Origin of the sequence: Oceanibaculum pacificum (genome assembly GCF_001618175.1) — a bacterium.
Classification (GTDB): domain Bacteria; phylum Pseudomonadota; class Alphaproteobacteria; order Oceanibaculales; family Oceanibaculaceae; genus Oceanibaculum; species Oceanibaculum pacificum.
In genome coordinates, this window is sequence record NZ_LPXN01000001.1 from 163,037 (window position 1) to 185,612 (window position 22,576).

The window sequence follows — 22,576 nt, forward strand, 5'->3', positions numbered from 1 at the left end:
TGCGGCCGGCCTAAAGCCCGTAGGCCTTGGCGACCAGCTCAATGGGATGTTCGGACTGCGACGGGATGGCGGCCTTCTCGTCGATGGCCTCCATGCCTTGCAGGATGTGCATGCCGGCCAGCGGGCATTCGGAGACGACATATTTGTTCGCCTCCTTCAGGGCCTGGCGCGACACCGGCTTGCCGACTTTCAGGGCAATGTCGAAATTCTCCTTGAAGATGCCCCAGGAGCCGCCGTGGCCGGAGCAGCGCTCGATGACCGACACTTTGGTCTCCGGGATCAGGCGCAGCATCTCGGCCGCCTTCTGGCCGATATTCTGGGCGCGGGCATGGCAGGCGATATGGACAGTCACACCGCCATCGAGTGGCCGGATGCCCTCGGCCAGACCTTCCTTCTTAGCGATATCGACGAGATATTCGCTGATATCCTTGGTCGCGGCCGACAGGCGCTTCACATCCTCGTCGTCGGGCAGGATCAGCGGCCATTCGAATTTCAACATCAGCGTGCAGGAGGGCGTCAGCGACACGATGTCGTAGCCCTGGTCGATCCAGGGCTTCATCTCGCGGGCCACGTTCTTCGCCTTCTCCGCCACGGCGGCGATATCGCCCTGCTCCAACTGCGGCATGCCACAGCAGGAGGGGTAGACCACCTCGGTCTGGACGCCATTCTTCGCCAGCACCCGGCGTGCGGCCATGCCGGTGTCGGGATTGTTGAAATTCACGAAGCAGGTGGCGTAAAGGGCGGCCTTGCGGCCATAGGCCGGAGCCTGTGCATTGACCGTCGGCACGTCGCTCTTGGCGGCGCGGGTGAAGGTCTTGGCGTGGAATTTCGGCAAATCGGCGCGCTTGTCGATGCCGGCGACCGATTCCATTGCGCCGCGGGTCATGCCGTTCTTGCGATCGCTGACCCAGTTGGCGATCCCGGCGACCGGGGCCGCCATCTTCCCGTTGCGGTCGGTCTCGGTGACCTGCTTCAGCACGAAGGGGGTGCCCTGCTTCTTATGCTCGATGGCGCGGTAGCGCAGCATCAGATGCGGGAAGTCGAGGTTGAATTCGTGCGGCGGCACATAGGGGCATTTGGTCAGGAAGCACATGTCGCACAGGGTGCAGGCATCCACGACCGGCTTGAAATCCGCCGACTGCACCGAATCCAGCTCGCCGGTGGCGGATTCATCGACCAGATCGAACAGGCGCGGGAAGCTGTCGCACAGGTTGAAGCAGCGCCGGCAGCCATGGCAGATGTCGAAGACGCGACGCAGCTCCTCATCCAACTTGGCCTCGTCGTAAAAATCCGGATCGGTCCAGGCGAGCGGGTGCCGGATCGGTGCTTCGAGACTGCCTTCTTTCATGCTTCCCTCCCCCATTCGAACGCCGCTGCGCCTACCGAGGTAGGGCGGCGCGATAAAAAAGCAGCCCCCGCCAACGCCCTTGTCGGCGTCGGCGGGGGCGGAGCCTCATTACCCGTTGAGGGTTTCGAGGGCCTTCTGGAAGCGACCGGCGTGGCTCTTCTCAGCCTTCGCCAGGGTCTCGAACCAGTCGGCGATCTCGTCGAAGCCTTCCTCGCGCGCGGTGCGAGCCATGCCCGGGTACATGTCGGTGTACTCGTGGGTTTCGCCGGCGATGGCGGCCTTCAGGTTCAGGTCGGTCGCGCCGATCGGCTCGCCGGTGGCGGGGTCGCCGACGCTCTCCATGAATTCGAGATGGCCGTGCGCATGGCCGGTCTCGCCTTCGGCGGTGGAGCGGAACACGGCGGCAACGTCGTTATAGCCCTCAACGTCGGCCTTCTGTGCGAAATACAGATAGCGGCGGTTGGCCTGGCTCTCGCCGGCAAACGCTTCCTTGAGGTTATCGAAGGTCTTCGAACCTTTGAGATCCGACATGGCTTACTCCTTCCTGTCACGGTTCATCGGCCGGAGCTGCCTTGCTCGAACGCTGCCCCTGATCGGTCTTCGCAGAGGCGGATCGCGGGCGGATCGACGGGGCTGGGACGGCTCCGGGCGGTCGATCACTATCAACAGCTAGGGATATGGACGCTAGATTATGACAAGTCAACGCCTTTGAATGGCTCTAAAGACGATTTTAAGTGCTTAATCTGAAACAATATTTTGAATGAAAATCATTCTCAAACAAGCGTTGGCGCTAATATAGCGGAATCGCTGGCAAAAGCCGGGATCAGCCGCGCCGGACCCGGATAATGACGTCGACGCTGTCGATGATCGTGCCCGTCGGCGCCTGGGGCAGGCGCTCCAGCCCGATATCCTCCGAGGCGATATCCAGCAGGTCGCCGGAATCGGTGAAGAAGAAATGGTGATGGGTGCCGGTGTTGGTGTCGAAATAAGAGCGGCCGGCCTCGACCACCACTTCGCGCAGCAGGCCAGCATCGGTGAACTGGTGCAGCGTGTTATAAACCGTGGCCAGGGAAACCCGCACATTGGCGCCCAGCGCCTCGCCATGCAGTTGTTCGGCCGTCACATGGCGGTCGCAACCCTCGAACAGCAGCCGGGCCAGGGCCAGCCGCTGGCGCGTCGGGCGCAGGCCCGCCGCCTTAAGGCGTTCGATGCTGTGGGTGTAGGGGCGGGTCGTATCTATCTGCATTCCGGCCACCAGGGTTCAGTTACTGTCGGTTTTCCGCAAACCGTCACGAAAAAGCTCGTGCAACTGTAATATGTAATTCTTCTATGAGATTTCCACAGGGGATTCAATCGCGCCGCGCTGCGCTTTTCCGGCCTTCCGGGTTGCGTTGCGGCATCGAGACTGCCATTTCTGTTCCGTTTCGGGGAAGTGTTCCGGTAAAGTCGCTGGCCAGCGATAGGGGAATCGCTCCGTTCACGGGCCTGATCGGCAAGAATGATTGGGTCGCAACAACCAGGAAAGAAGCCTAGCCGAGATGGCCGACCGCAAGGACAACTACACCTACGAGGATTTGCTCGCCTGTGCGCATGGCAAGCTGTTCGGACCCGGAAATGCCCGCCTGCCGCTGCCGCCGATGCTGATGTTTGATCGCATCACCGAGATCAGCGAAGAGGGCGGCGCTTATGACAAGGGCGTCGTGAAGGCCGAGTTCGAAATTAAGCCGGACCTGTGGTTCTTCAAGTGCCACTTCGAGAGCGATCCGGTGATGCCTGGCTGCCTGGGCATGGATGCGCTGTGGCAGTTGCTGGGCTTCTTTCTGGGCTGGGTGGGAGCGCCAGGCGCGGGCCGTGCCCTGGCGGTGGGCGAGGTGAAATTCGCCGGCCAGGTGCTGCCGACCGCCAAGAAGGTCACCTATATGTTGGATATCAAGCGCGTCATCCGCCGCAAGCTGGTCCTCGGCATCGCCGATGGCCGGGTCGAGTGCGACGGGGAAACGATCTACGAAGCAAAGGACATCCGTGTCGGCCTGTTCCAGCCCGACACCGCGATGGCCGCCGGAGGCTGAACATGCGACGCGTCGTCGTCACCGGATTGGGCGTCATCTCTTCCATCGGCAATAACGCGGAAGAGGTGACTCAATCGCTGCGCATCGGTAAGTCGGGCATTGCCCCGGCCGATGAATATCGCGAGATGGGCTTCCGCTGCCAGGTGCATGGTTCGCTGAAGATCGACCTGGAACAGGCGATCGACCGCAAGCTGCTGCGCTTCATGGGGCCGGGCGCTGCCTACAACTACCTCGCCATGGAGCAGGCCATCGCCGATTCCGGGCTGGAGGAGAAGGATGTCGTCAATATCCGCACCGGCCTGATCATGGGGTCGGGCGGGCCGTCGACCAGCAACATGATGCTGGCCTTCGACACGGCGCGCGAGAAGGGGCCGAAGCGGGTCGGGCCGTACATGGTGCCGCGCGCCATGTCGAGCACCAACTCCGCCTGCCTGTCGACCTTCTTCCAGATCAAGGGCGTAAATTATTCCATCAGCTCGGCCTGCTCGACCTCGGCGCATTGCATCGGCAATGGCGCGGAGCTGATTCAGCTTGGCAAGCAGGACATCGTGTTCGCCGGCGGCGGCGAGGAGCTGCACTGGACCATGTCGGTGCTGTTCGACGCCATGGGCGCCATGTCGTCGAAATATAACGATACGCCGGAGAAGGCTTCGCGTCCCTATGACGCGAACCGCGACGGCTTCGTGATTTCCGGCGGCGGCGGGGTGCTGGTGCTGGAAGAGCTGGAGCACGCCAAGGCGCGCGGCGCCAAGATCTATGCCGAGATCGTCGGCTATGGCGCCACCTCGGACGGTTACGACATGGTGCAGCCGTCCGGCGAGGGCGCGGTGCGTTGCATGCAGATGGCGCTCCAGGGCGTCGAGGGGAAGGTGGATTACGTGAACACCCACGGCACCGCCACGCCGGTGGGCGACCAGCGCGAGACCGATGCGCTGCGCCAGGTGTTCGGCAAGGACCTGCCGGTGATCGCCTCCACCAAATCGCTGACCGGTCATTCGCTGGGCGCCGCCGGCGTGCATGAGGCGATCTATACGCTGCTGATGATGCAGAATGGATTCATCGCCGCCTCGGCCAATATCGAAACGCTCGACGAGGCGTTCGCCGACCTGCCCATCGCCCAGAAGCTGGTCGAAAAGCAGGTTGACCTTGCCCTTTCCAATAGCTTCGGCTTCGGCGGCACCAATGCCGTCCTGGCGATGAAGCGCTATAACGGCTGACCCGCGCATGACCATCGATCCCAAAAGCGCGGCTGAAGCCGCAAGCCCCGCCGACACGGCCGCCCAGCCCTTGATGGCCGGCAAGCGCGGCTTGATCATGGGCGTGGCGAACGATCATTCCATCGCCTGGGGCATCGCCAAGGCCCTGGCGGCGCAAGGGGCGGAGCTGGCCTTCACCTATCAGGCGGATTCCTTCGCCCGCCGCGTCGCGCCCCTGGCGGAATCCGTCGGCTCCGACCTGTTGCTGTCCTGCGACGTGGTTTCGGACGACAGCATCGACGCCGCCTTCGCGGGGTTGTCGAAGCGCTGGGACAAGCTGGATTTCGTCGTCCATGCCATCGCCTACTCCGACAAGTCGGAGCTGAAGGGGCGCTATCTCGACACCACGCGCGAGAATTTCCGCCGCACGCTGGATATCTCCTGCTTCTCCTTCACCAACGTGGCCAAGCGCGCGGCACCGCTGATGACCGATGGCGGCAGCCTGGTCACCCTGTCCTATCTGGGGGCTGAGCGGGTGACGCCAAATTATAACGTCATGGGCGTGGCCAAGGCGGCGCTGGAAGCCAGCGTGCGTTATCTGGCGGTCGATCTGGGCGACCAGAATGTCCGGGTGAACGCCATCTCCGCCGGCCCGATGCGCACGCTCGCCGGCTCGGCGATCAGCGATGCGCGCTATGTCTATCGTTTCACCCAGACCAACGCGCCGCTGCGTCGCAATGTGACGCTGGACGAAATCGGCGGTGCCGGCCTTTATCTGCTGAGCGATCTGTCGTCGGGCGTTACCGGCGAAGTGCTCTATGTCGATAGCGGCTTCAACGTGACGGCGATCCCGCATCCGAACCGCCAGCAGGCGGAAGAGGAATAAGCCGGCCTATAGCGCGAGCATCCGGTCCGGTACATCGGTGATGATGCCGTCCATGCCGTTCGCCAGGAGCTGGCGGGCGATGGCCGGCTCGTTCACCGTATAGGTCAGCGCCAGCAGGCCGGCGGCGTGGGTGGCGGCGATCCGCTCCCTCGTATAGCCGCGGAAATTGCCGTTCACGCTGGCGCATTTCAGCGCCTGGGCGTTCTCCAGCCATCCCTCGGCGAAATTGTCGGTCAGGTAGCCGCGTTCATAGTCCGGGGCCTGGGCCAGCGCGGTCTCCAGACAAGGGCGCTTGAAGCTGGAAAACTGGAACGGGCCGTCTCCCTTCCACTGCGCGCGTGCCACGGCGATGACCTTCTCCGCCGTCTCGACCTCGCGGCCGGCGCAGGGCTTGATCTCTACATTCACGCCCATGCCGGCCTTGGCGATGGCGTCCAGCGCTTCCGCCAGGGTGGGGATGCGCTCGCCCTTATAGGCCTCGCCGAACCAGCCGCCGGCATCCAGCGCCCGCAGCGCGGCGAAGCTGGCCTGGGCGACCGGCCCCTGGCCATTGGCGGTGCGGCCCAGCGTGTCGTCGTGATGCACGACCACTTCGCCGTCGGCCGACAGCTTGGCGTCCAGCTCCACCATCTTCACCCCCAGCGAGGCGGCCTTGGCGAAGCCGGCCAGGGTGTTCTCCGGGGCCAGGGCGGCGGCGCCGCGATGGCCGATGATCTTAGGGTAGGTCACGCGTTTGCTCCCGATGCCTTGTCGTTCGAACCGTTCTTTTGGCCGCCATGCTTTCCGGCGCTAGACATGAAAGAGGCGGCACCCGAAGGTGCCGCCTCTGTGTCATTCCGACAAGCGCCCGATTTACTCGGCCGCGTCGTCCTTGGCCGACAGGTCGGCGCCGGTCTCCTGGTCGATCTTCTTCATCGACAGCTTGACCTTGCCGCGATCGTCGAAGCCCAGCACCTTCACCTTCACGGTAGCCCCGACATCGACGACGTCGGTGACCTTGCCGACCCGGCCCTCGGCCAGCTCGGAGATGTGCACCAGGCCATCCTTCGGGCCGAGGAAGTTCACGAAGGCGCCGAAATCCATCACCTTCACGACCTTGCCGGTGTAGACCACGCCGACTTCCGGCTCCGCCACGATCTCACGGATCCAGTTGATCGCCTTCTGGCTCGATTCGTCGCTGACGGCGGCAACCTTCACCACGCCGTCATCGTCGATGTCGATCTTGGCGCCGGTCACTTCGCAGATCTCGCGGATGATCTTGCCGCCCGGGCCGATGATGTCGCGGATCTTGTCCTTCGGGATGGAGATGGTGGTGATGCGCGGCGCATTCTCGGACACGCCCTCGCGGGCCCCGGTCAAGGCCTTGGCCATCTCGCCCAGAATGTGCAGACGGCCATGCTTCGCCTGATCCAGGGCGATTTTCATGATCTCCTTGGTGATCGAGGTGATCTTGATGTCCATCTGCAGGGAGGTGACGCCCTCTTCCGTGCCGGCGACCTTGAAGTCCATGTCGCCGAGGTGATCCTCGTCGCCCAGGATGTCGGACAGCACGGCGAACCGGTCGCCTTCCTTGATCAGGCCCATGGCGATGCCCGCCACCGGGCGCTTCAGGGGCACGCCTGCATCCATCAGCGACAGCGAGCTGCCGCAGACCGTCGCCATCGAGGAGGAGCCGTTCGACTCGGTGATCTCGGAGACGATGCGGATGGTGTAGGGGAAGTCCTCCTTGGCGGGCAGCAGCGGACGCACGGCGCGCCAGGCCAGCTTGCCATGGCCGACTTCACGACGGCCCGGAGAGCCCATGCGGCCAGCCTCGCCGACCGAGTAGGGCGGGAAGTTGTAATGCAGCATGAAGTTTTCGCGATACTCGCCTTCCAGCGCGTCGATGATCTGCTCGTCCTGGCCGGTGCCCAGCGTGGTGACCACGATCGCCTGGGTCTCGCCGCGGGTGAACAGCGCCGAGCCATGGGTGCGCGGCAGAACGCCGACCTCGGAGACGATCGGGCGGACCGTCTTGGTGTCGCGGCCGTCGATGCGCAGGCCGGTATCCAGGATGGCGTTGCGGACGACGTCGGCTTCCAGCTCCTTGAAGACGCCGCCGAACTTGTCGAGCGGCAGCTCCTCGGTATCCGCCAGGGCGGCCTTGACCGATTCCTTCACCGCGCCGACCTTGGCGTAGCGCTCGGCCTTCTGGGTCTCCTTGTAGGCCTCGACCAGCTTGTCGTAGCCCAGCTCGCGCACGCGGGCCTGCAGCGTGTCGATGCCGGCGGCCGGCGGGGTGAGGTCCCACGGGTCCTTGGCGGCCTGTTCGGCCAGCTCGATGATCGCGTCGATCACCTTTTGCATCTCGGTGTGGCCATAGACCACCGCGCCCAGCATGATTTCCTCGGACAGCTCATGGGCTTCCGATTCGACCATCAGCACGCCTTCGACGGTGCCGGCGACGACGAGATCGAGCTGCGAGTCCTTCACGTCCTGCTGCAGCGGGTTCAGCACATACTCGCCATTCATGTAGCCGACGCGGGCAGCCGCGATCGGACCCATGAAGGGCATGCCGGAAATGGTCAGGGCCGCGGAGGCGCCGATCATCGACACGATGTCCGGATCATTCTCCAGATCGTGGCTCAGCACGGTGCAGACGACCTGCGTCTCGTTGCGGTAGGTGGGGTGGAACAGCGGGCGGATCGGGCGGTCGATCAGGCGGGAGGTCAGAACCTCCTTCTCGGTCGGCCGGCCTTCGCGCTTGAAGAAGCCGCCGGGGATCTTGCCCGCGGCGAAGGTCTTCTCCTGATAATTCACGGTCAGGGGGAAGAAGTCCTGGCCTTCCTTCGGCGCTTTCGCGCCAACGGCGGTGCACAGCACGGTGGTCTCACCATAGGTGGCCATCACGGCGCCATGCGCCTGGCGGGCAACCTTGCCCGTCTCAAGGACCAGCTTGCGGCCGCCCCAGTCGATCTCTTTACGGTAAACGGTAAACATACAGGTATATCCTCGTCGTGCGGAACCCGCGCGTCCGGTCAGAAGAGTTCAGGGCTATATGGGGGGCGTTTGAGCGGCCCTATCGTCATGCTGACCCTTGTCAGCCGCGATGCCGGGCGGCGGCGTCGACCCATATGGTCGGGTTCCTAATCTATCTATCTCTTCTTTTGCGCGCCCGTTCTATGTCACGGAACGCGGTTAAGGTCAATGCCAAGCGGGATGTGGGCCAAATGACCGCAAAGAAAAGGGCGCCACCGGTTTCCCGGGGCGCCCCTTGTTTCTTCCAGGCTGCGGCCGGTTAGCGGCGCAGGCCCAGGCGGCCGATGAGCGCTTCGTAGCGGCCCTGGCTCTTTTTCTTGGTGTAGTCGAGCAGACGACGACGCTGACCGACGAGGACCAGCAGGCCGCGACGGGAATGGAAGTCCTTCTTATGCTCGTTCAGATGGTCGGTCAGGTTGCGGATGCGTTCCGTGAGGATCGCAACCTGCACCTCGGGGGAGCCGGTATCGTGCTCGCCCTGGGCATATTCCTTGATCAGTTCCTGCTTGCGCTCGGCCGTAATCGACATCGTCAGTTCCTCCAATATCAGAGGTTGAGAACACGCACCGGGTGCAGGCGTCCCTGGCTGAAGCGGGCAAGCGCGACCGGCTTGCCGTCCGACACGGTGCAGACCATGTCGCCTTCCTCCAGATCTCCCAGGCGCTGCAGATCGACCGCCCGAAACAGGGGAACGGCCTGACCGTTGCGCATCAGGGTTGCCTCCATGCCGTTCAAGGCCAGGGCCGGGATGTCGTCCAGCGCGGTCTCGATCGGCAACAGGTGCGACTGAGGGGCGGGAACTTGCTCCGGCCCGTCCAGTAAATCAAGGGAAATCGCATGTTCCAGGGTGAAAGGCCCGCTGCGCAGCCGCCGCAGGCTGTGCACATGCCCCACCGTGCCCAGCGCCAGCGCCAGGTCGCGACCGAGCGAGCGGACATAGGTGCCCTTGCCGCAATCCAGCTCGAATTCCGCCGTGTCGGCATCGACGATGCGCATCAGCTCAAGCCGGGTGACGGTGACGATGCGGGATTTCATCTCCACCGGCGCGTCGGCGCGGGCCAGGTCGTAGGCGCGCTCGCCGTCGATCTTGATCGCCGAATAGCGTGGCGGCACCTGTTCTATCTCGCCCAGGAAGCCGGGCAGGGCGGCCTGGATTTCCGCTGCCGTCGGCCGCGTCTCGCTGGTCGCGGTCACATCGCCCTCGCGGTCGTCGGTGGCCGTGGCCTGGCCCCAGCGTACCTCGAAGCGATAGCTCTTGCGGCCATCCATGACGAAGGGAACGGTCTTGGTGCCCTCGCCCAGGGCGATCGGCAGCACGCCGGTCGCCAGCGGGTCGAGCGTGCCGGCATGGCCGGCCTTGGCGGCGTTGAAGACGCGCCGGACGACGGAGACGGCGCGGGTGGAGTTCAGCCCTTCGGGTTTGTCGAGGATGAGCCAGCCATCGACCTTCTCGCCGCGGCGCTTACGCGCCATCGGGGGTGTCCTCGGCCTCGTCCGCATCCAGGTCGCGGGCGACGTCCGGGCGGCGCAGCAGATTGTCGATGCGCGCGGAAACGGCGAAGGCCGTATCGTTCACGAAATGAATCGCCGGCACATGGCGCAGCGTCACCTCGCGGCCGATCTGCCCACGGATGAAGGGGGCGGCGTGGTTCAACGCCTTCAATATGTCCCGGATATTGCCGTTTTCGCCGCCCTCGACGGGCTGGGCGGCCTGGCCCAGCGGGATGATATAGGCGGTCGCGTTCCGCAGATCGGGGCTGATGCGCACCTCGGTCACGGTGATGGACATACCCTCCAGCACCGGATCGCGCAGCATGTCGCGCATCAATATCTGCGACAGGATATGCCGCAGCTCTTCGCCGACGCGCAGCTGACGCTGGCTCGGACCCGCATTGCTCTGGGGTTTGCGCTTTACCATGCCGACAAAAGGGCCTGCTTGCGTGACGGGGCCGGCCTAAGCCGGCCCTTGATCACAAGGCGCGGGCCACTTCCTCCACTTCGAAGCATTCGATGACATCGCCGCTGCGAATGTCCTCGTAATTCTCGAACGCCATGCCGCATTCATAGCCGTTATTGACCTCGCGCACTTCGTCCTTGAAGCGGCGCAGGGTCTTCAGCGTGCCCTCATGGACCACGACATTGTCGCGCAGCAGGCGGACCTTGGCGCCGCGCTTCACGGTGCCTTCGGTGACCATGCAGCCGGCGACCTTGCCGACCTTGGTGATGTTGAAGACCTCGCGGATTTCGGCATTGCCGATATGGGTCTCGCGCACCACCGGCGAGAGCATGCCGCTGAGCAGCGCCTTCACGTCGTCGACCACATTGTAGATAATCGAGTAGTAGCGCACCTCGACCCCGTCGCGGCGCGCCATCTCGCGGGCCTGCGGGTTGGCGCGGACGTTGAAGCCGATCATCAGCGCGTTCGACGCCTTGGCCAGAGTCACATCGCTTTCGTTGAAGCCGCCGACGCCGGCCTGCAGCACGCGCACGGCCACCTCGTCGGTCTCCAGCTTCTCCAGGCTGGCACGGATCGCCTCGGTCGAGCCCTGCACGTCGGACTTGATGATGACGGCCAGCTCCTTCTTGGCGCCCTCGGCAAGCTGGGTGAACATCTGTTCCAGCGTGCCCCGGCCCGAGGTCGCCGCATTCTGCTGGCGCACCTTGGCCTGGCGGTACTCGGCGATGTCCCGGGCCTGGTTCTCATTGTCGACGACGATGAACTCGTCGCCGGCCTGCGGCGTGCCGTTCAGGCCCAGCACCTCGACCGGCTGCGCCGGGCCGGCGCTGTCGATCGGCTGGCCCTTATCATCGAGCAGCGCGCGGACGCGGCCGGATTCGGCGCCGGCGACGAACACGTCGCCGACATTCAGCGTGCCGCGCTGGATCAGCACGGTGGCGACGGAACCGCGGCCGCGCTCAACCTTGGCTTCCACGATGGTGCCTTCGGCCTGGCGTTCCGGATTGGCCTTCAGGTCGAGAATTTCGGCCTGCAGGAGAATGGCCTCCTCCAGCTTGTCGAGATTCTCACCAGTCTTGGCCGAGACGTCGATGCACAATATGTCGCCGCCCAGCTCCTCGACGACCAACTCGTGCTGCAGCAATTCCTGGCGCACGCGCTGGGAATTGGCGCCCGGCTTGTCGATCTTGTTGACCGCAACGATGATCGGCACCTTCGCCGCCTTGGCGTGGGTGATCGCCTCGACCGTCTGCGCCATGATGCCGTCATCGGCGGCGACGACCAGCACGACCAGGTCGGTCACGTTGGCGCCCCGGGCGCGCATCGCGGTGAAGGCCTCATGGCCCGGCGTATCGAGGAAGGTGATCTTCTGGCCCGAAGGCAGGTTCACCTGATAAGCGCCGATATGCTGGGTGATGCCACCGGCCTCCCGGGCCGCCACATCGGTCTTGCGCAGGGCGTCCAGCAGCGAGGTCTTGCCGTGATCGACATGGCCCATGATGGTGACGACCGGCGGACGCGACTGCAGCGTCTCGCCCACATCGGCGGCGCGGCGGATCGAGAATTCCACGTCGGATTCCGACACGCGCTTCACATTATGGCCGAACTCGCCCACCAGCAGCTCCGCCGTGTCGGCGTCGATCGGCTGGTTGATGGTCGCCATCACGCCCATGCGCATCAGCGCCTTGATGACGTCGGTGCCGCGCTCGGCCATACGATTGGCCAGTTCCTGCACGGTGATCGTCTCGGGGATGGTGACGTCGCGTACCACTTTGTGCCGCTCCTGGGCAGCACCCATCTGGCGCTGCTTTTCGCGTTCGCGCTGGCGTCGCACGGAGGCCAGGGAGCGCTGCCGCTCGCTGTCGTCCAACGCCTCGTTGATATTGACCTTGCCACCACGGCGACGCGGCTCGCCACGCCGGGCGGCGGGCGCTGCGCGGCGCACTTCGGGCTTGGCGCCACCGGCGCCGCCACCGCTGCGGCGGCGGCGACCGCCATCGTCGTCTTCTTCCGGCGCGGCAACGACATCGACCATCTTCGCCGCGGCACGCGCGCCGGCATCGTCCGCCGTGCGGGTGCCGGCCGGACGCGCCTGCTGGCTGGCCGGACGCGCGGCGGCCTCGGCGGCCTTGCGCGCGAGATGATGGCCAGCGACATAGGGGCGCCCGCATGACCTGCGGCACCTCCAGCCCCGATACGATCACCCTCCACATTCCGTTCCGCATCGTAAAGCGTGGCGGTCGGAAAGAAATGCATTTGCCTCAAGGTGCATCAGAACTCCCAAGGACAGACAGCACACTCGTCAAGGCGCTGGTCCGTGCCTTCCGCTGGAAGCGGATGCTAGAGGCGGGCGAATTCGCGACCATCACCGAACTGGCTGAGAGCGAGGGCATTGCCCAGTCCTACATGACCCGCGTCCTGCGCTTGACGCTTCTGGCACCGGATCTCGTCGAGGCGATCCTAGACGGGAAGCACAGGGCAGAGGTGACGCTCGCGCAGGTGCTGGAGACGTTTCCTGTGGAGTGGTGGAGTCAGCGCCTCGAAACCCCGCTTTCCGACCAGCCCGAAGCCCTGTAGACACAGTAGCTGGAACGCCGCTGCCACCGGAGGTACGCCCCAGATGACGGTCGGCAACAGGCATTGGAGAGCCCACGTGGTTCAGCATCTAGAGCACGAAGCGCTAGCTTGGCGAACCTTGGATCCATATCTGGCCTATCGGCTTGATAGAAAAACTACATACGGTATGCTTCCAGAAACGCCGCGACTACAAAGGACGACTTCTTGATGCTTAAGAAATTCAACAATGTCGCGGTGGAAGCGGGTCCAGAAAAAATTGAACTCATTGATGGCGGAGATAAAGCGCTGCTTCCGGATATTAAGCCAACAACCCCCGTAAGCTCATTCGATCGCACGCTCTTTGCGGACAGTGACTTTGATTTCGCAATCGAGGATGTTGCCCCTGTCGTTGGGTTCTCTCGAACATTCATCAACAAGGTGGTGGGACGGAAGCAACGCCTCGACGCTTCCGACGTTGTCAAGCTTCTAGACCAAGATGCATTCAGCGAAACATTCGTCCCGCGCAGCAAGATCATTCAATATCTGACAAGAAACAGATACCAAATGACCAGCGAAAAAAAACTGGATATCACAAATGAATTCGTCCTACTCAAGGGCGATGCTATTGAAATTTTACGTTCACTACCATCCTCTTCAATTCAATGTGTTGTAACATCAACACCATATTGGGGTTTGAGACTTTACGACACACCCGTTGCGAGCAATTGGGCCGATGATGACCGGTGTTCATACGGCCATGAGCAAACTCCTGAGGGCTTCATCCGTCACACGACTGAAATTCTGTATGAAATCCTCCGGGTTCTGAAGCACGACGGTTCAGTCTGGTGGAATGTGATGGACTCCTTCAACACCCGAACTCAAATCAGAGGCAACGCAGTCGAAGCTCTGCGAGCGATGCAGGGTAATGATAAGAGGAAGTGGAGCGAGCATGATTGCCGCCGCTACAGCGCGGGGCATGCTTACCTCAAGGATGGGGAGCAATGCCTAATTCCAAGCAGGATTGCGGAGCGCGCATCGCGCATGGGATTCTTCGTAAAGTCTATGGTTACGTGGGCTAAAACAGCGACTCTCCCGGAGCCCCAAAATTCACGAGTAAGTCGAAATCTTGAATACGTCATTCATCTGTCTAAGGTCCGGACTCCGAAATTCAACAAGGAAATATACCGACGCCTTCCAGCGGCCCTTGGTGGCAGAAATAACGGATGGGAGACGGATAAACTCTCGGATGTTTGGACGTTGCCAACCTCTAGCGGACGAGATGGCCACGGTGCGCAGTTTCCCGTCGCGCTGCCAGGAAGATGTTTGGCGCTAACGACTGATAAAGACGACCTCGTCTTGGACCCATTTGTCGGCGCAGGAAATAGCGGCGTAGCAGCTCTTGCACTTGGGCGACGCTTTATTGGAATAGACGTTTCCGAAAAGTATCTCGAGACTGCGCGCAAGAAACTGAATGCAGCGACAACCGATCGGAGAGAGGTTCCGCTTTCCGATTTGCCGACTCTCGTGGAGAATACTTCTCCCGATCCGTTGGAATGAGAAGTCGTTACTCTTCCCAAGCAGTCACGATCGCTTCTAGTCTACCCGCAAATGCCTGAGCACACAGCTCACTCGCTGCAGAAGGGTCAGCAACGGCAAAGCGCCCACTCCAGGATCGAGGCCTTGCAACGACCTCTTCCGGTCCGACAACGATATGAAGCCTTCTCGCTCCGCCTTGGGGCGGAAACTCGACCTCATATGCAAAGCACTGGGTCACCCCAGTCGACACATAAGAGGAGTTCAGTGAATATTTGCATTCGAAGATTAATTCGGTTCGTTTGCCCGCCACAGTCTGCTCAATCCAGAGGTCGGGCCGCAGAGGAGCTCCCTCCAAATCTCGCGTAACGGATCGGTAAGGTGATGCAACGCTACGGTACTCTCGCGGAACTGTCTGATAGAAGGCGTGCCATTCACCTTGTTTGGCATCGAGGCTCAGCGAGGGACGCCCTCCATGTGCCGCAGCGAAGGGAGCCTTCGAAGTCCACACTTGCTCGCTCGCAGTCTCTTTCAGTCGAGATGAAATAGTGCCAAGCGTACCAAGTTCGAAAAGCTGGTGCGCAAATTCGGGGAGGATTGGTCTTAGCGCGAGCAACTGAGCCGACGCACTTCCGGTCCAAAGCCCCATCAGGATTTCCGCTATCTTGGCAAGTACGAGCCAAACACCCCCCGCCTGGCGACATGCATCTCGATCGTACTCTGACAGTCCGTCAAGCTCGTCTGCGGCAGTGGCGACTTCCGGAAGTTCGAGCGCGGACGAGAAACGTTGCCGCATAGCAGGCTCAAGTGTGCGCCGGCCAAACTGAGCCCAAATTAGGGATTCGGCCCGTGCGATGGATGTCGCCGTCCACTTCAGTAATCGCGTAAAGCTTGTGTCATGCGTGTAAACGGGCCGCTTCTCGATATAGCTTTCAGACGGATATCTGCCGAAGACCGCGATCGTCGCTTGCCAATCAGTGTGAGCTGACGGTGCATCTACATAATCTACCGCACGCTGCGTCTGTTGGCCAATGAGGTCCAGCCATTCACCAGCATGTCTCGGAAGATGTCTCCCTAAAGTGGTTTGAATATGCAGTAAAGCCACCTCGACCATCCTCGCGCGGACGACTTCCGGTGCCCAATCCCTTGCGATCTCAAGCTCATCAGGCCGGAACCAATCGTAAAGTGAGCCAGCACCTGCCCAATGAGAGGAAAGAGCCGATACCCCTTTCCAAGGAATAGAGGCGGAAGCACCCTCAAAGGCTGGCGGCTTCACTGGCGAGGTCATGTCCGAAAATACCGCCGAGACCATCGAAGAAGTCCTCCCTTTTCTCTGGGTCCAATCGCATCAATTGTTGACCCATGTAGAGGATATAGGCGTCTTGCAGCAGCTGTTTCTCATCTGCCGTGGCTGTAGTATCCGCCGATGCCTCTGCCTCTCGCGAGACATACCGAGCCATGTCCAAGAAAGGAGCTGGCCCGATAGAAAGGGCATCAAGGTGTAGCGCATAAGCGGCCGAGAGAAGTTTTGCGACGGGCGCACGAAGTTTCGTGATTTTCGCAATCAGGCCTTCGAAGGCTGCCACATCAATTGGTGGCACGGGAACGAGCGCCCATCTCCGAAGCAAGGCTGATCCCATTGGGAATACCCGCCCTCGGTCAACGTTGTTGTAGGTGCCGAGCAATCGCCAATCGGAACCAACATAATACACGCGCTGTTCATTATCCTCCTTCACACCGCTCTTCTCACCCTTGGCCCACATTAAGACCATTGACTTCGGCGCTTCTGCGCCTTCGCCTTTACCAAGATGCGTAGGTCCTAAATCAACGCTTTGGCCGGCAAGGAAGGTAAGAACCGGCCCAAGAACTCGGTCGAGATCGGCGCGGTTCATCTCGTCGATCCAGAACAGCTGGTTATCGCGGATTGCCCGGAGAAGATAGCCCTCGCGAAATGCGAGGCGCCCGTCTTCTTGGGGATAGTAACCGCCAATCAGCGTGCGAGCCGTCCAGTCGATTTCCGCAGTGTAGCACACGTAGTTTGGCGAGTTGTCTAACCCGAGCAAGGAGGGATCCGTGACGGCTTCTTCTAGCAGCTCAGCCCAAAGCCGTGACTTCGCAGTACCCGGCGCGCCCACCAGCGCCACAGCTTTGGAAGATGCAACTGCCCTACAAATCCGGCGGCGTACATCACCGCTGATGACCAAATCGACTTCACTCGAAGCAGCCATTGGAACCAGCTCTTTCGCTGCTCTAGCCGTAGTAGCATGGCTAGTGCTCTGAGAGCGCGGTTGAAGATCCGGGGGCAGAGATGCCAAGCTCTCATCATACTTTTGCTCAGAGAATGAAAAGCCGAGAGCATCCTTTTTGAAGAGCGCGCTCACCTCTTTGTCGGACAACTTGAATACCGACTTGAACCGATCGATGACATCCTTGTCAGTCACCCCATCGTCAAACGGCTCCCCCCTAAGCAGAAAAGCAGCCGCTGCCTTCAATGGGATCTTGTCTCCCAGCAGTTCAGCGATTTTTTCTGCAGCGTCATCAGGAATGCGAATCGAGAAGTGTCCATCGGTCGGGGTCACTTCTAAGAGGGAGTTCAAATTTCGTCCTTCGTACAAATGGGTGTACGTGCCACGGCGCTCATACCCAGGGGCCAGGAACTCGATCGCACCCTCTCGCTGGCCGAATGGATTGACGTCGGGCAGCGGCGTTCCTGGAAGAATCCGGAAGAAGCGCTTTAGCTCCGGTTCGACACTATCGCTTCCATTCGAAAATAGCTCGAATGCATCCCCCTTGGATGGCTCCTTTGCCTTCAGCATAAGATAACCCATCGCGGCGGTGCGGCCGGAACGTTTGAACGACTGTGATGCGAGAGACCGCAGGCCGCCGACGACGGTCTCGTGGCTTAGATAGTTCTTTCGACCTGAGCTCATTGCATGCTCCTAAGAAACTTTGACTGCCGGCCTTCTCTCACGGAAAGATAAGCATGTCAATCCCACGATAGTCGCAGAAAAATTATAGCACCAACGATTGTCGCGCAGTTGTCGTGGAGATATAGATGAGCCAGCCTTGGGATGCGTCGCACGGGATTTTTCCATGCAGGGTAGTGGCTTGGCTTGAATCGCTCAGCGATAACCACCGTTCGAATACGGTCACGTTATGGACCACCCGGGACCAGCTTCGAAGCGCTTGGGTTCCAAAGAGAAGCTCTAGAGTTTTCATGGCTCTAGCAGCTGTTCACCAAATCGGCGCAGTCATGAGGTCCGGAGAATATCGACCATGAGAGACCGCTTCCGGGACTGCCGCCGGCCTAGCCAGTGCTCAGCCTCTCCCGCATAACCTGCGAGAACAACGAAAAAATCCGGCCGGAGCCGGATCGATAGAAGTATTCTTGAAGGTAAATTGGCGGAGGGGATGGGATTCGAACCCACGATACAGTTTAACCTGTATAACGGTTTAGCAAACCGTCGCCTTCAGCCACTCGGCCACCCCTCCGCCGTGAGCGGCTTACGTTCACGACGTATGCGGACGCTTCTTCTAGTAGGCCGCCCCCATCCCTGTCAACGAGAGATGGGGGCGGGCGCGTCGCCAAACCGAAATAAACCTTTAGCCGGGAACCGCCATGCCCTTCTGCACCGCCGGGCGGGCGCCGATGGCGTCGAACCAGCGCTTCAGGTTCGGGTAGTTCGCCCACTCGATGCCGTGCCATTCCCAGCGCGCGATCCAGGGGTAGGTGGCGATGTCGGCGATGGAATAATCGCCGGCCAGATAGGCCGCCTCGCCCAGGCGCTTGTCCATCACGCCGTACAGGCGGTGCGTCTCGCTGGTGTAGCGCTCAATGGCGTAGGGCACCTGTTCCTTGGCGAAGCGGCGGAAATGGTGCGCCTGGCCGAACATCGGGCCGACGCCGGCCATCTGGAACATCAGCCAGGTCATGGTCTCGTAGCGCCCGGCCGGGTCGGCCGGCAGCAGCTTGCCGGTCTTCTCGGCCAGGTAGAACAGGATCGCGCCGCTCTCGAACAGGCTGATCGGCTTGCCGCCCGGCCCGTCGGAATCGACGATGGCGGGGATCTTGTTGTTCGGGCTGATCTTCAGGAAATCCGGCGCGAACTGCTCGTCCTTGGAGATGTTCACGGCGTGCGCCTTGTAGGGCAGCCCCACCTCCTCCAGCATGATCGAGACCTTGCGGCCGTTCGGCGTGGTCCAGCTATAGAGATCGATCATCGTCGACTCCCAATGGTTGCGGAATATGGCCCGCACCTTAGGCCAGTCCGCCGGGAGAGGGAACAGCCAGCGAGGATCGATCCCGCGCCCGCCCTACACCGCCGCCAGGGCCTGCTCCAGATCGGCGATCAGGTCGGATTCGCTCTCGATGCCGATGGAGAAGCGCAGCAGATCCTCGGGCACCGGGCTTTCCGGCCCCTCGATGGAGCGGCGATGCTCGACCAGACTCTCAACGCCGCCCAGCGAGGTGGCGCGCTTGAACAGTTTCAGGCCGGCGGCGGCCTTCACCGCCCCTTCCTTGCCGCCGGTCACGCGGATCGACAGCATGCCGCCGAAGCCGCCGGTCATCTGCCGGGCGGCGACGGCGTGGCCGGCATGGCCGGGCAGGCCAGGATAGAGCACCTGCGCCACCTTCGGGTGCTTCTCGAAATGCCGGGCGATGGCCATGGCGTTGGCCGAGGCGGCGCGCACCCGCACATGCAGGGTGCGCATGCCGCGCAGCAGCAGCCAGGCCTCGAACGGCCCCATGATGGTGCCGATATCCTTGCGGATGCCGACGATGCGCTGCCAGAAATCGTCGGCCTCGCGGGTCACCAGCGCGCCGGCGATCACGTCGCTATGGCCGTTCAGATATTTGGTGGCGGAATGCATGACGATGTCCGCGCCATGCTCCAGCGGGCGGCTCAGCACCGGGGTGGCGACGGTGGAATCGACCGCCAGCTTCGCCCCGACCGAATGGGCGATGCGCGCCGCCTCCTTCAGGTCGGTGATGCTCCACATCGGGTTCGACGGGGTCTCCGCCCAGATCAGCGCCGGCTTGTGCTTCTGGGTCAGCGCCTGCAGCGCCGCCATGTCGTCATTCGGGTAATAGACGATCGCGACGCCCCATTCCGCGCCCCAGGCGTTCAGCCATTTGCGGATGCCCCAATACATGACTTCCGGCACCAGCGCCGTGTCGCCCGGCTTCAGCGCCAGGAACACGCCGGTCGCCGCCGACATGCCGGAGGCGACCAGAAGGCTGGCCGCCCCGCCCTCCAGCGCCGTCAGCACGCCCTCGGCCTGCCGCACGGTCTGATTGTCGGGACGGCCATAGATGAAGCCATTCTTGTATTCCAGGTCCGCCTCGCGCTCGAAGGTGCTGGCGATATAGACCGGCGGGGTCACGGCGCCGGTCAGGGGCTCGGTCACACCAAGCGCCTGCGCGGCCAGCGTCTCGGGCGACGCGTCGGGGAAGTTTTTGCTCATGGCGCTAGTGCTAGCGCGCCCGGCCCTTCCCCCGCAAGTGCGCTCGCGGCATGGGGCCCCCGAGCGGAAAGCGCTTCCGCAATCAGCCGAGCGAGAGGCTGCCGTCGGCCGCGGGGCGGCCGGTGACCAGTCGCTTCAGGAAGGCCCGCGCGGCGCGATAGCCAGCAGCCATCGCATCGGCCCGCAATTGCCGGCCCTGGACCATATAGCGATCGATCAGCCGGGGTGAAATGTCGGTGTGCAGCGCATACATAGGTCAGTCCTCCTTACGTATTTCCTGCCCCAGATTTAGGGGATTGCAGGCCCCGCGATAATCGGCTGATCTGTGCAGGAACTAGTTCCGCAGAGGAATGAAAGACAAATGGATCGTTTCCTCGCCTTGCAGGTATTCACCGCCGTCGTGGAATCCGAGAGCCTGATCGGGGCCAGTCGCAAGCTCGGCCTGTCGCCCTCCGCCGTGTCGAAAAACCTGGCGGCGCTGGAGGAGCATCTGGGCGCGCGGCTATTGAACCGCACGACCCGGCGCATCGGGCTGACGGAGATCGGCGAGGCCTATTACGAGAAGGCGGCGCGGATCCTGACCGACCTGGCCGACGCCGACCAGACGGTGAGCCAGCTGGAGGGCCAGCCGCGCGGGCTGTTGCGCATCTCCGCGCCGATCAGCTTCGGCCAGCGCCATGTCGCCCCGGCCCTGCCCGCCTTCCGCGCCGCCTATCCCGAGGTGACGGTGCAGATGGTGCTGAGCGACGCGGTGGTGGATATCGTGGCGGAGCGGTTCGACCTCGCCATCCGCATCGCCAATCTGAAGGATTCCAGCCTGGTGGCGCGCAAGCTGGCCTCGAACCATCGGCGGCTCTACGCCTCGCCGGACTATCTGGCCCGCAAGGGCGCGCCGCAATCGCCGTCCGACATCGACAGCCACGAGCTGATCACCCAGCCGCCCGGCTCGCCGCTGCTCGATCTCAGCCTGACGCGCGACGGCGAAACGCGCATGCTGCATGTGCTGGGGCACATCCAGCTCAGCTCCGTCGAGGCGATCCTGGAGGCCTGCCTGGCCGGCGGCGGGCTGACCGTGCTGCCGGAATACATGGTCGGCGACCATGTCGCCGCCGGCCGGCTGGTGCATGTGCTGCCGGACTACACCGTGCCCGACACGGTCATTCAGGCGGTCTTTCCCTCCGCCCGCCACCTCTCCGCCAAGGTCCGCGCCTTCCTGGACTTCCTGGTCGCCCGCTATAACCCCGTCCCGCCCTGGCAGAAGCCGGGCGGGTAAGGGGCAAGCAGTCTCACGCCGCCGGGCGCGGCAGGGCCTCCTGGGGGGTCTTCAGGCCCGGCAGGGCGGCGATGCGGGCCAGCCAGGCGCGGACGTTCGGATAGGCGTCGAGCGCGATCTTGGCGTCGGCGGCGTAGGAGGCGGTGACGAAGCAGGCCAGATCGGCGATCGTCGGCTTGTCGCCCACCAGATACTGCCGGCCCTCCAGCGCCTCGTTAAGCATGCCCAGCGCCCGCTGTCCGCGCGCCTGGCCGAAGGCGACGATCTCCGGCGCGCCGTTCAGGAACAGGATTTGGGATCGCGGGCCGGCGATGCCCGGATGCAGCAAATCGGCGTCCCAGAAGATCCATTCGCGCACCTGCTGCTTTTCCGCCGGGGTGGCGCCGTCCAGCTTGCCGGTCTTCTCGGCCAGATGGATCAGGATCGCGCCGGACTGCGCCATCGCCGCGCCATCCTCGACCAGCACCGGCACCTGGCCCCATTTGTTCATCGCCAGAAATTCCGGCGTCTTGTTCTCGCCGGCGCGCAGATTGACATGCTTGTAATCGTATTTCAGGCCGCACAGATCGAGCATCAGGCCGATCTTGACGCAGGGCATCGACAGGAAGGCCCCGTAAAGCGTGTAGCTGGACATTGTTTCCCCCAAAGGACGAACCGCCTCATGGCGGCACCGGATCAGTTGCGCGGCCCGCGCCCTTCGTCAAGCCCTCCATCCCGAAAGAACGGGCGGCGGCTTAAAGCTGCGACGCCGGCACGGCGGGGAAGCGCTCCTTGATGCGCTTCATCAGGCTGTCGCGCACCTGGCGATAGGCGGCCAGCCGCGCCTCCCGGCTGCCCTCATAGGCGGTGGCGTCCAGCGTCGGCCAGTACTCGACCTCGCAGGCCATGGTGCGAGTCATCTCGACGGCCTTGTGCTGCGCCTCGGGCGACAGGGAGACCACCAGGTCGAAGGAGGTGTCCAGCAGCTCGTCGAAGCTCTTGGAGCGGTGGCGCGAGATATCGATGCCGATCTCCTTCATCACCTCGACCGCGAAAGGATCGAGATCGCCGCCGCGCACGCCGACCGAATCGACATAGACCTTCTTGCCGAACAGCAATTTCAGGATCGCCTCCGCCATCGGCGAGCGCACCGCATTCAGCGAACAGGCGAACAGCACGGAGCCCGGCATGTCACGCATCGGCGGTCCCTCGCGCGGCGGAGGGAGTGTCTCCCCTCACCCAGCTTCCGCTAGGCTCCTTCGTCGCCAAGCTCCCGCATCCCTCTCCCCTTCCGA

Annotated in this window: 22 protein-coding genes and 1 tRNA gene; 6 read left to right on the forward strand and 17 right to left on the reverse strand. The window is 62.7% G+C overall.

The annotated features are described in order from the left end of the window. Positions 1–10 precede the first annotated feature (10 nt). The 3 genes from AUP43_RS00820 to irrA all read right to left on the reverse strand — a co-directional run bounded on the left by AUP43_RS00820 (position 11) and on the right by irrA (position 2,594). A complete protein-coding gene (locus AUP43_RS00820) occupies positions 11–1,348 on the reverse strand; it encodes a (Fe-S)-binding protein (protein ID WP_067551241.1) in 1,338 nt (445 codons plus the stop codon). A gap of 108 nt (positions 1,349–1,456) precedes the next feature. Beyond that, complete coding sequence (locus AUP43_RS00825; protein WP_067551243.1) at positions 1,457–1,879, reverse strand: rubrerythrin family protein; 423 nt, start codon at positions 1,877–1,879, stop codon at positions 1,457–1,459. A gap of 292 nt (positions 1,880–2,171) precedes the next feature. Further along, positions 2,172–2,594, reverse strand: a complete 423-nt coding sequence (gene irrA / locus AUP43_RS00830) for an iron response transcriptional regulator IrrA (RefSeq protein WP_067551245.1) — start codon at positions 2,592–2,594, stop codon at positions 2,172–2,174. A 292-nt stretch (positions 2,595–2,886) separates the two neighbouring features. On the opposite strand from irrA, the gene fabA reads away from it, so the two are divergent. From fabA to fabI, 3 genes are all read left to right on the forward strand, one after another. After that, positions 2,887–3,417 (forward strand): 3-hydroxyacyl-[acyl-carrier-protein] dehydratase FabA, encoded by a 531-nt coding sequence (fabA, locus tag AUP43_RS00835; protein WP_067551247.1) that lies wholly within the window; start codon positions 2,887–2,889, stop codon positions 3,415–3,417. A gap of 2 nt (positions 3,418–3,419) precedes the next feature. Beyond that, the gene (gene fabB / locus AUP43_RS00840; protein WP_067551248.1) at positions 3,420–4,634 is read left to right on the forward strand and encodes a beta-ketoacyl-ACP synthase I; all 1,215 of its coding nucleotides are present in this window, start codon (positions 3,420–3,422) and stop codon (positions 4,632–4,634) included. 73 nt (positions 4,635–4,707) lie between these two features. Continuing rightward, complete coding sequence (fabI, locus tag AUP43_RS00845) at positions 4,708–5,499, forward strand: enoyl-ACP reductase FabI (protein ID WP_067551319.1); 792 nt, start codon at positions 4,708–4,710, stop codon at positions 5,497–5,499. Between the two features lie 6 nt (positions 5,500–5,505). Here the strand turns inward: fabI and ugpQ are convergent, their stop codons facing one another. The 6 genes from ugpQ to infB form a co-directional block, all read right to left on the reverse strand. Further along, positions 5,506–6,228, reverse strand: coding sequence for a glycerophosphodiester phosphodiesterase (ugpQ, locus tag AUP43_RS00850; protein WP_198154770.1), 723 nt, complete (start codon positions 6,226–6,228; stop codon positions 5,506–5,508). Between the two features lie 123 nt (positions 6,229–6,351). Further along, a complete protein-coding gene (gene pnp / locus AUP43_RS00855) occupies positions 6,352–8,478 on the reverse strand; it encodes a polyribonucleotide nucleotidyltransferase (protein WP_067551253.1) in 2,127 nt (708 codons plus the stop codon). A 298-nt stretch (positions 8,479–8,776) separates the two neighbouring features. Further along, positions 8,777–9,046: a 30S ribosomal protein S15 gene (gene rpsO, locus AUP43_RS00860; protein WP_067551256.1), complete on the reverse strand. Its 270-nt coding sequence runs from the start codon at positions 9,044–9,046 to the stop codon at positions 8,777–8,779. A 17-nt stretch (positions 9,047–9,063) separates the two neighbouring features. After that, positions 9,064–9,990: a tRNA pseudouridine(55) synthase TruB gene (gene truB / locus AUP43_RS00865; RefSeq protein ID WP_067551259.1), complete on the reverse strand. Its 927-nt coding sequence runs from the start codon at positions 9,988–9,990 to the stop codon at positions 9,064–9,066. Further along, positions 9,980–10,435, reverse strand: coding sequence for a 30S ribosome-binding factor RbfA (gene rbfA / locus AUP43_RS00870; RefSeq protein WP_067551262.1), 456 nt, complete (start codon positions 10,433–10,435; stop codon positions 9,980–9,982). The genes truB and rbfA overlap by 11 nt, the downstream gene beginning before the upstream one ends. A 52-nt stretch (positions 10,436–10,487) precedes the next feature. After that, positions 10,488–12,509 (reverse strand): translation initiation factor IF-2, encoded by a 2,022-nt coding sequence (gene infB, locus AUP43_RS00875; RefSeq protein ID WP_232314841.1) that lies wholly within the window; start codon positions 12,507–12,509, stop codon positions 10,488–10,490. A 134-nt stretch (positions 12,510–12,643) separates the two neighbouring features. Between infB and AUP43_RS00880 the strand changes: the two genes are divergently transcribed. Then, positions 12,644–13,051 (forward strand): hypothetical protein, encoded by a 408-nt coding sequence (locus AUP43_RS00880; RefSeq protein WP_067551265.1) that lies wholly within the window; start codon positions 12,644–12,646, stop codon positions 13,049–13,051. 207 nt (positions 13,052–13,258) lie between these two features. Beyond that, positions 13,259–14,587 (forward strand): DNA-methyltransferase, encoded by a 1,329-nt coding sequence (locus AUP43_RS18495; protein WP_084462379.1) that lies wholly within the window; start codon positions 13,259–13,261, stop codon positions 14,585–14,587. A 7-nt stretch (positions 14,588–14,594) separates the two neighbouring features. On the opposite strand, the gene AUP43_RS18805 is transcribed toward AUP43_RS18495, so the two are convergent. From AUP43_RS18805 to AUP43_RS18810, 6 genes are all read right to left on the reverse strand, one after another. Beyond that, positions 14,595–15,875: a hypothetical protein gene (locus AUP43_RS18805; RefSeq protein WP_157089165.1), complete on the reverse strand. Its 1,281-nt coding sequence runs from the start codon at positions 15,873–15,875 to the stop codon at positions 14,595–14,597. After that, positions 15,820–17,493 carry an AAA family ATPase gene (locus AUP43_RS00885; RefSeq protein WP_067551268.1) on the reverse strand — a complete coding sequence of 558 codons (1,674 nt, stop codon included), beginning with the start codon at positions 17,491–17,493 and terminating at the stop codon, positions 15,820–15,822. The genes AUP43_RS18805 and AUP43_RS00885 overlap by 56 nt, the downstream gene beginning before the upstream one ends. Positions 17,494–17,963: 470 nt before the next feature. Next, positions 17,964–18,055 (reverse strand) — tRNA-Ser (locus tag AUP43_RS00890). A 111-nt stretch (positions 18,056–18,166) separates the two neighbouring features. Beyond that, a complete protein-coding gene (locus tag AUP43_RS00895; RefSeq protein WP_067551270.1) occupies positions 18,167–18,784 on the reverse strand; it encodes a glutathione S-transferase family protein in 618 nt (205 codons plus the stop codon). 93 nt (positions 18,785–18,877) lie between these two features. Then, positions 18,878–20,029 (reverse strand): trans-sulfuration enzyme family protein, encoded by a 1,152-nt coding sequence (locus AUP43_RS00900; RefSeq protein WP_067551273.1) that lies wholly within the window; start codon positions 20,027–20,029, stop codon positions 18,878–18,880. An 82-nt stretch (positions 20,030–20,111) separates the two neighbouring features. Further along, positions 20,112–20,282 carry an RSP_7527 family protein gene (locus AUP43_RS18810; protein ID WP_157089166.1) on the reverse strand — a complete coding sequence of 57 codons (171 nt, stop codon included), beginning with the start codon at positions 20,280–20,282 and terminating at the stop codon, positions 20,112–20,114. A 108-nt stretch (positions 20,283–20,390) separates the two neighbouring features. Here AUP43_RS18810 and AUP43_RS00905 point away from each other — a divergent pair, with 108 nt between their 5' ends. Further along, positions 20,391–21,302 (forward strand): LysR family transcriptional regulator, encoded by a 912-nt coding sequence (locus AUP43_RS00905; RefSeq protein ID WP_067551275.1) that lies wholly within the window; start codon positions 20,391–20,393, stop codon positions 21,300–21,302. Between the two features lie 13 nt (positions 21,303–21,315). On the opposite strand, the gene AUP43_RS00910 is transcribed toward AUP43_RS00905, so the two are convergent. Both AUP43_RS00910 and AUP43_RS00915 read right to left on the reverse strand, forming a co-directional pair. Continuing rightward, positions 21,316–21,936, reverse strand: a complete 621-nt coding sequence (locus AUP43_RS00910; RefSeq protein ID WP_067551278.1) for a glutathione S-transferase family protein — start codon at positions 21,934–21,936, stop codon at positions 21,316–21,318. A gap of 100 nt (positions 21,937–22,036) precedes the next feature. Then, positions 22,037–22,480: an arsenate-mycothiol transferase ArsC gene (locus AUP43_RS00915; protein ID WP_067551280.1), complete on the reverse strand. Its 444-nt coding sequence runs from the start codon at positions 22,478–22,480 to the stop codon at positions 22,037–22,039. Positions 22,481–22,576 lie beyond the last annotated feature (96 nt).

What these genes read in the sequence shown, in the direction of transcription:
- AUP43_RS00820 (WP_067551241.1), bottom strand. Translation starts at nt 1,348, where the DNA reads ATGAAAGAAGGCAGTCTCGAAGCACCGATCCGGCACCCGCTCGCCTGG.
- AUP43_RS00825 (WP_067551243.1), bottom strand. Translation starts at nt 1,879, where the DNA reads ATGTCGGATCTCAAAGGTTCGAAGACCTTCGATAACCTCAAGGAAGCG.
- irrA (WP_067551245.1), bottom strand. Translation starts at nt 2,594, where the DNA reads ATGCAGATAGATACGACCCGCCCCTACACCCACAGCATCGAACGCCTT.
- fabA (WP_067551247.1), top strand. Translation starts at nt 2,887, where the DNA reads ATGGCCGACCGCAAGGACAACTACACCTACGAGGATTTGCTCGCCTGT.
- fabB (WP_067551248.1), top strand. Translation starts at nt 3,420, where the DNA reads ATGCGACGCGTCGTCGTCACCGGATTGGGCGTCATCTCTTCCATCGGC.
- fabI (WP_067551319.1), top strand. Translation starts at nt 4,708, where the DNA reads ATGGCCGGCAAGCGCGGCTTGATCATGGGCGTGGCGAACGATCATTCC.
- pnp (WP_067551253.1), bottom strand. Translation starts at nt 8,478, where the DNA reads ATGTTTACCGTTTACCGTAAAGAGATCGACTGGGGCGGCCGCAAGCTG.
- rpsO (WP_067551256.1), bottom strand. Translation starts at nt 9,046, where the DNA reads ATGTCGATTACGGCCGAGCGCAAGCAGGAACTGATCAAGGAATATGCC.
- truB (WP_067551259.1), bottom strand. Translation starts at nt 9,990, where the DNA reads ATGGCGCGTAAGCGCCGCGGCGAGAAGGTCGATGGCTGGCTCATCCTC.
- rbfA (WP_067551262.1), bottom strand. Translation starts at nt 10,435, where the DNA reads ATGGTAAAGCGCAAACCCCAGAGCAATGCGGGTCCGAGCCAGCGTCAG.
- infB (WP_232314841.1), bottom strand. Translation starts at nt 12,509, where the DNA reads ATGGTCGATGTCGTTGCCGCGCCGGAAGAAGACGACGATGGCGGTCGC.
- AUP43_RS00880 (WP_067551265.1), top strand. Translation starts at nt 12,644, where the DNA reads ATGACCTGCGGCACCTCCAGCCCCGATACGATCACCCTCCACATTCCG.
- AUP43_RS18495 (WP_084462379.1), top strand. Translation starts at nt 13,259, where the DNA reads ATGCTTAAGAAATTCAACAATGTCGCGGTGGAAGCGGGTCCAGAAAAA.
- AUP43_RS18805 (WP_157089165.1), bottom strand. Translation starts at nt 15,875, where the DNA reads ATGGTCTCGGCGGTATTTTCGGACATGACCTCGCCAGTGAAGCCGCCA.
- AUP43_RS00885 (WP_067551268.1), bottom strand. Translation starts at nt 17,493, where the DNA reads ATGAGCTCAGGTCGAAAGAACTATCTAAGCCACGAGACCGTCGTCGGC.
- AUP43_RS00895 (WP_067551270.1), bottom strand. Translation starts at nt 18,784, where the DNA reads ATGATCGATCTCTATAGCTGGACCACGCCGAACGGCCGCAAGGTCTCG.
- AUP43_RS00900 (WP_067551273.1), bottom strand. Translation starts at nt 20,029, where the DNA reads ATGAGCAAAAACTTCCCCGACGCGTCGCCCGAGACGCTGGCCGCGCAG.
- AUP43_RS18810 (WP_157089166.1), bottom strand. Translation starts at nt 20,282, where the DNA reads ATGTATGCGCTGCACACCGACATTTCACCCCGGCTGATCGATCGCTAT.
- AUP43_RS00905 (WP_067551275.1), top strand. Translation starts at nt 20,391, where the DNA reads ATGGATCGTTTCCTCGCCTTGCAGGTATTCACCGCCGTCGTGGAATCC.
- AUP43_RS00910 (WP_067551278.1), bottom strand. Translation starts at nt 21,936, where the DNA reads ATGTCCAGCTACACGCTTTACGGGGCCTTCCTGTCGATGCCCTGCGTC.
- AUP43_RS00915 (WP_067551280.1), bottom strand. Translation starts at nt 22,480, where the DNA reads ATGCGTGACATGCCGGGCTCCGTGCTGTTCGCCTGTTCGCTGAATGCG.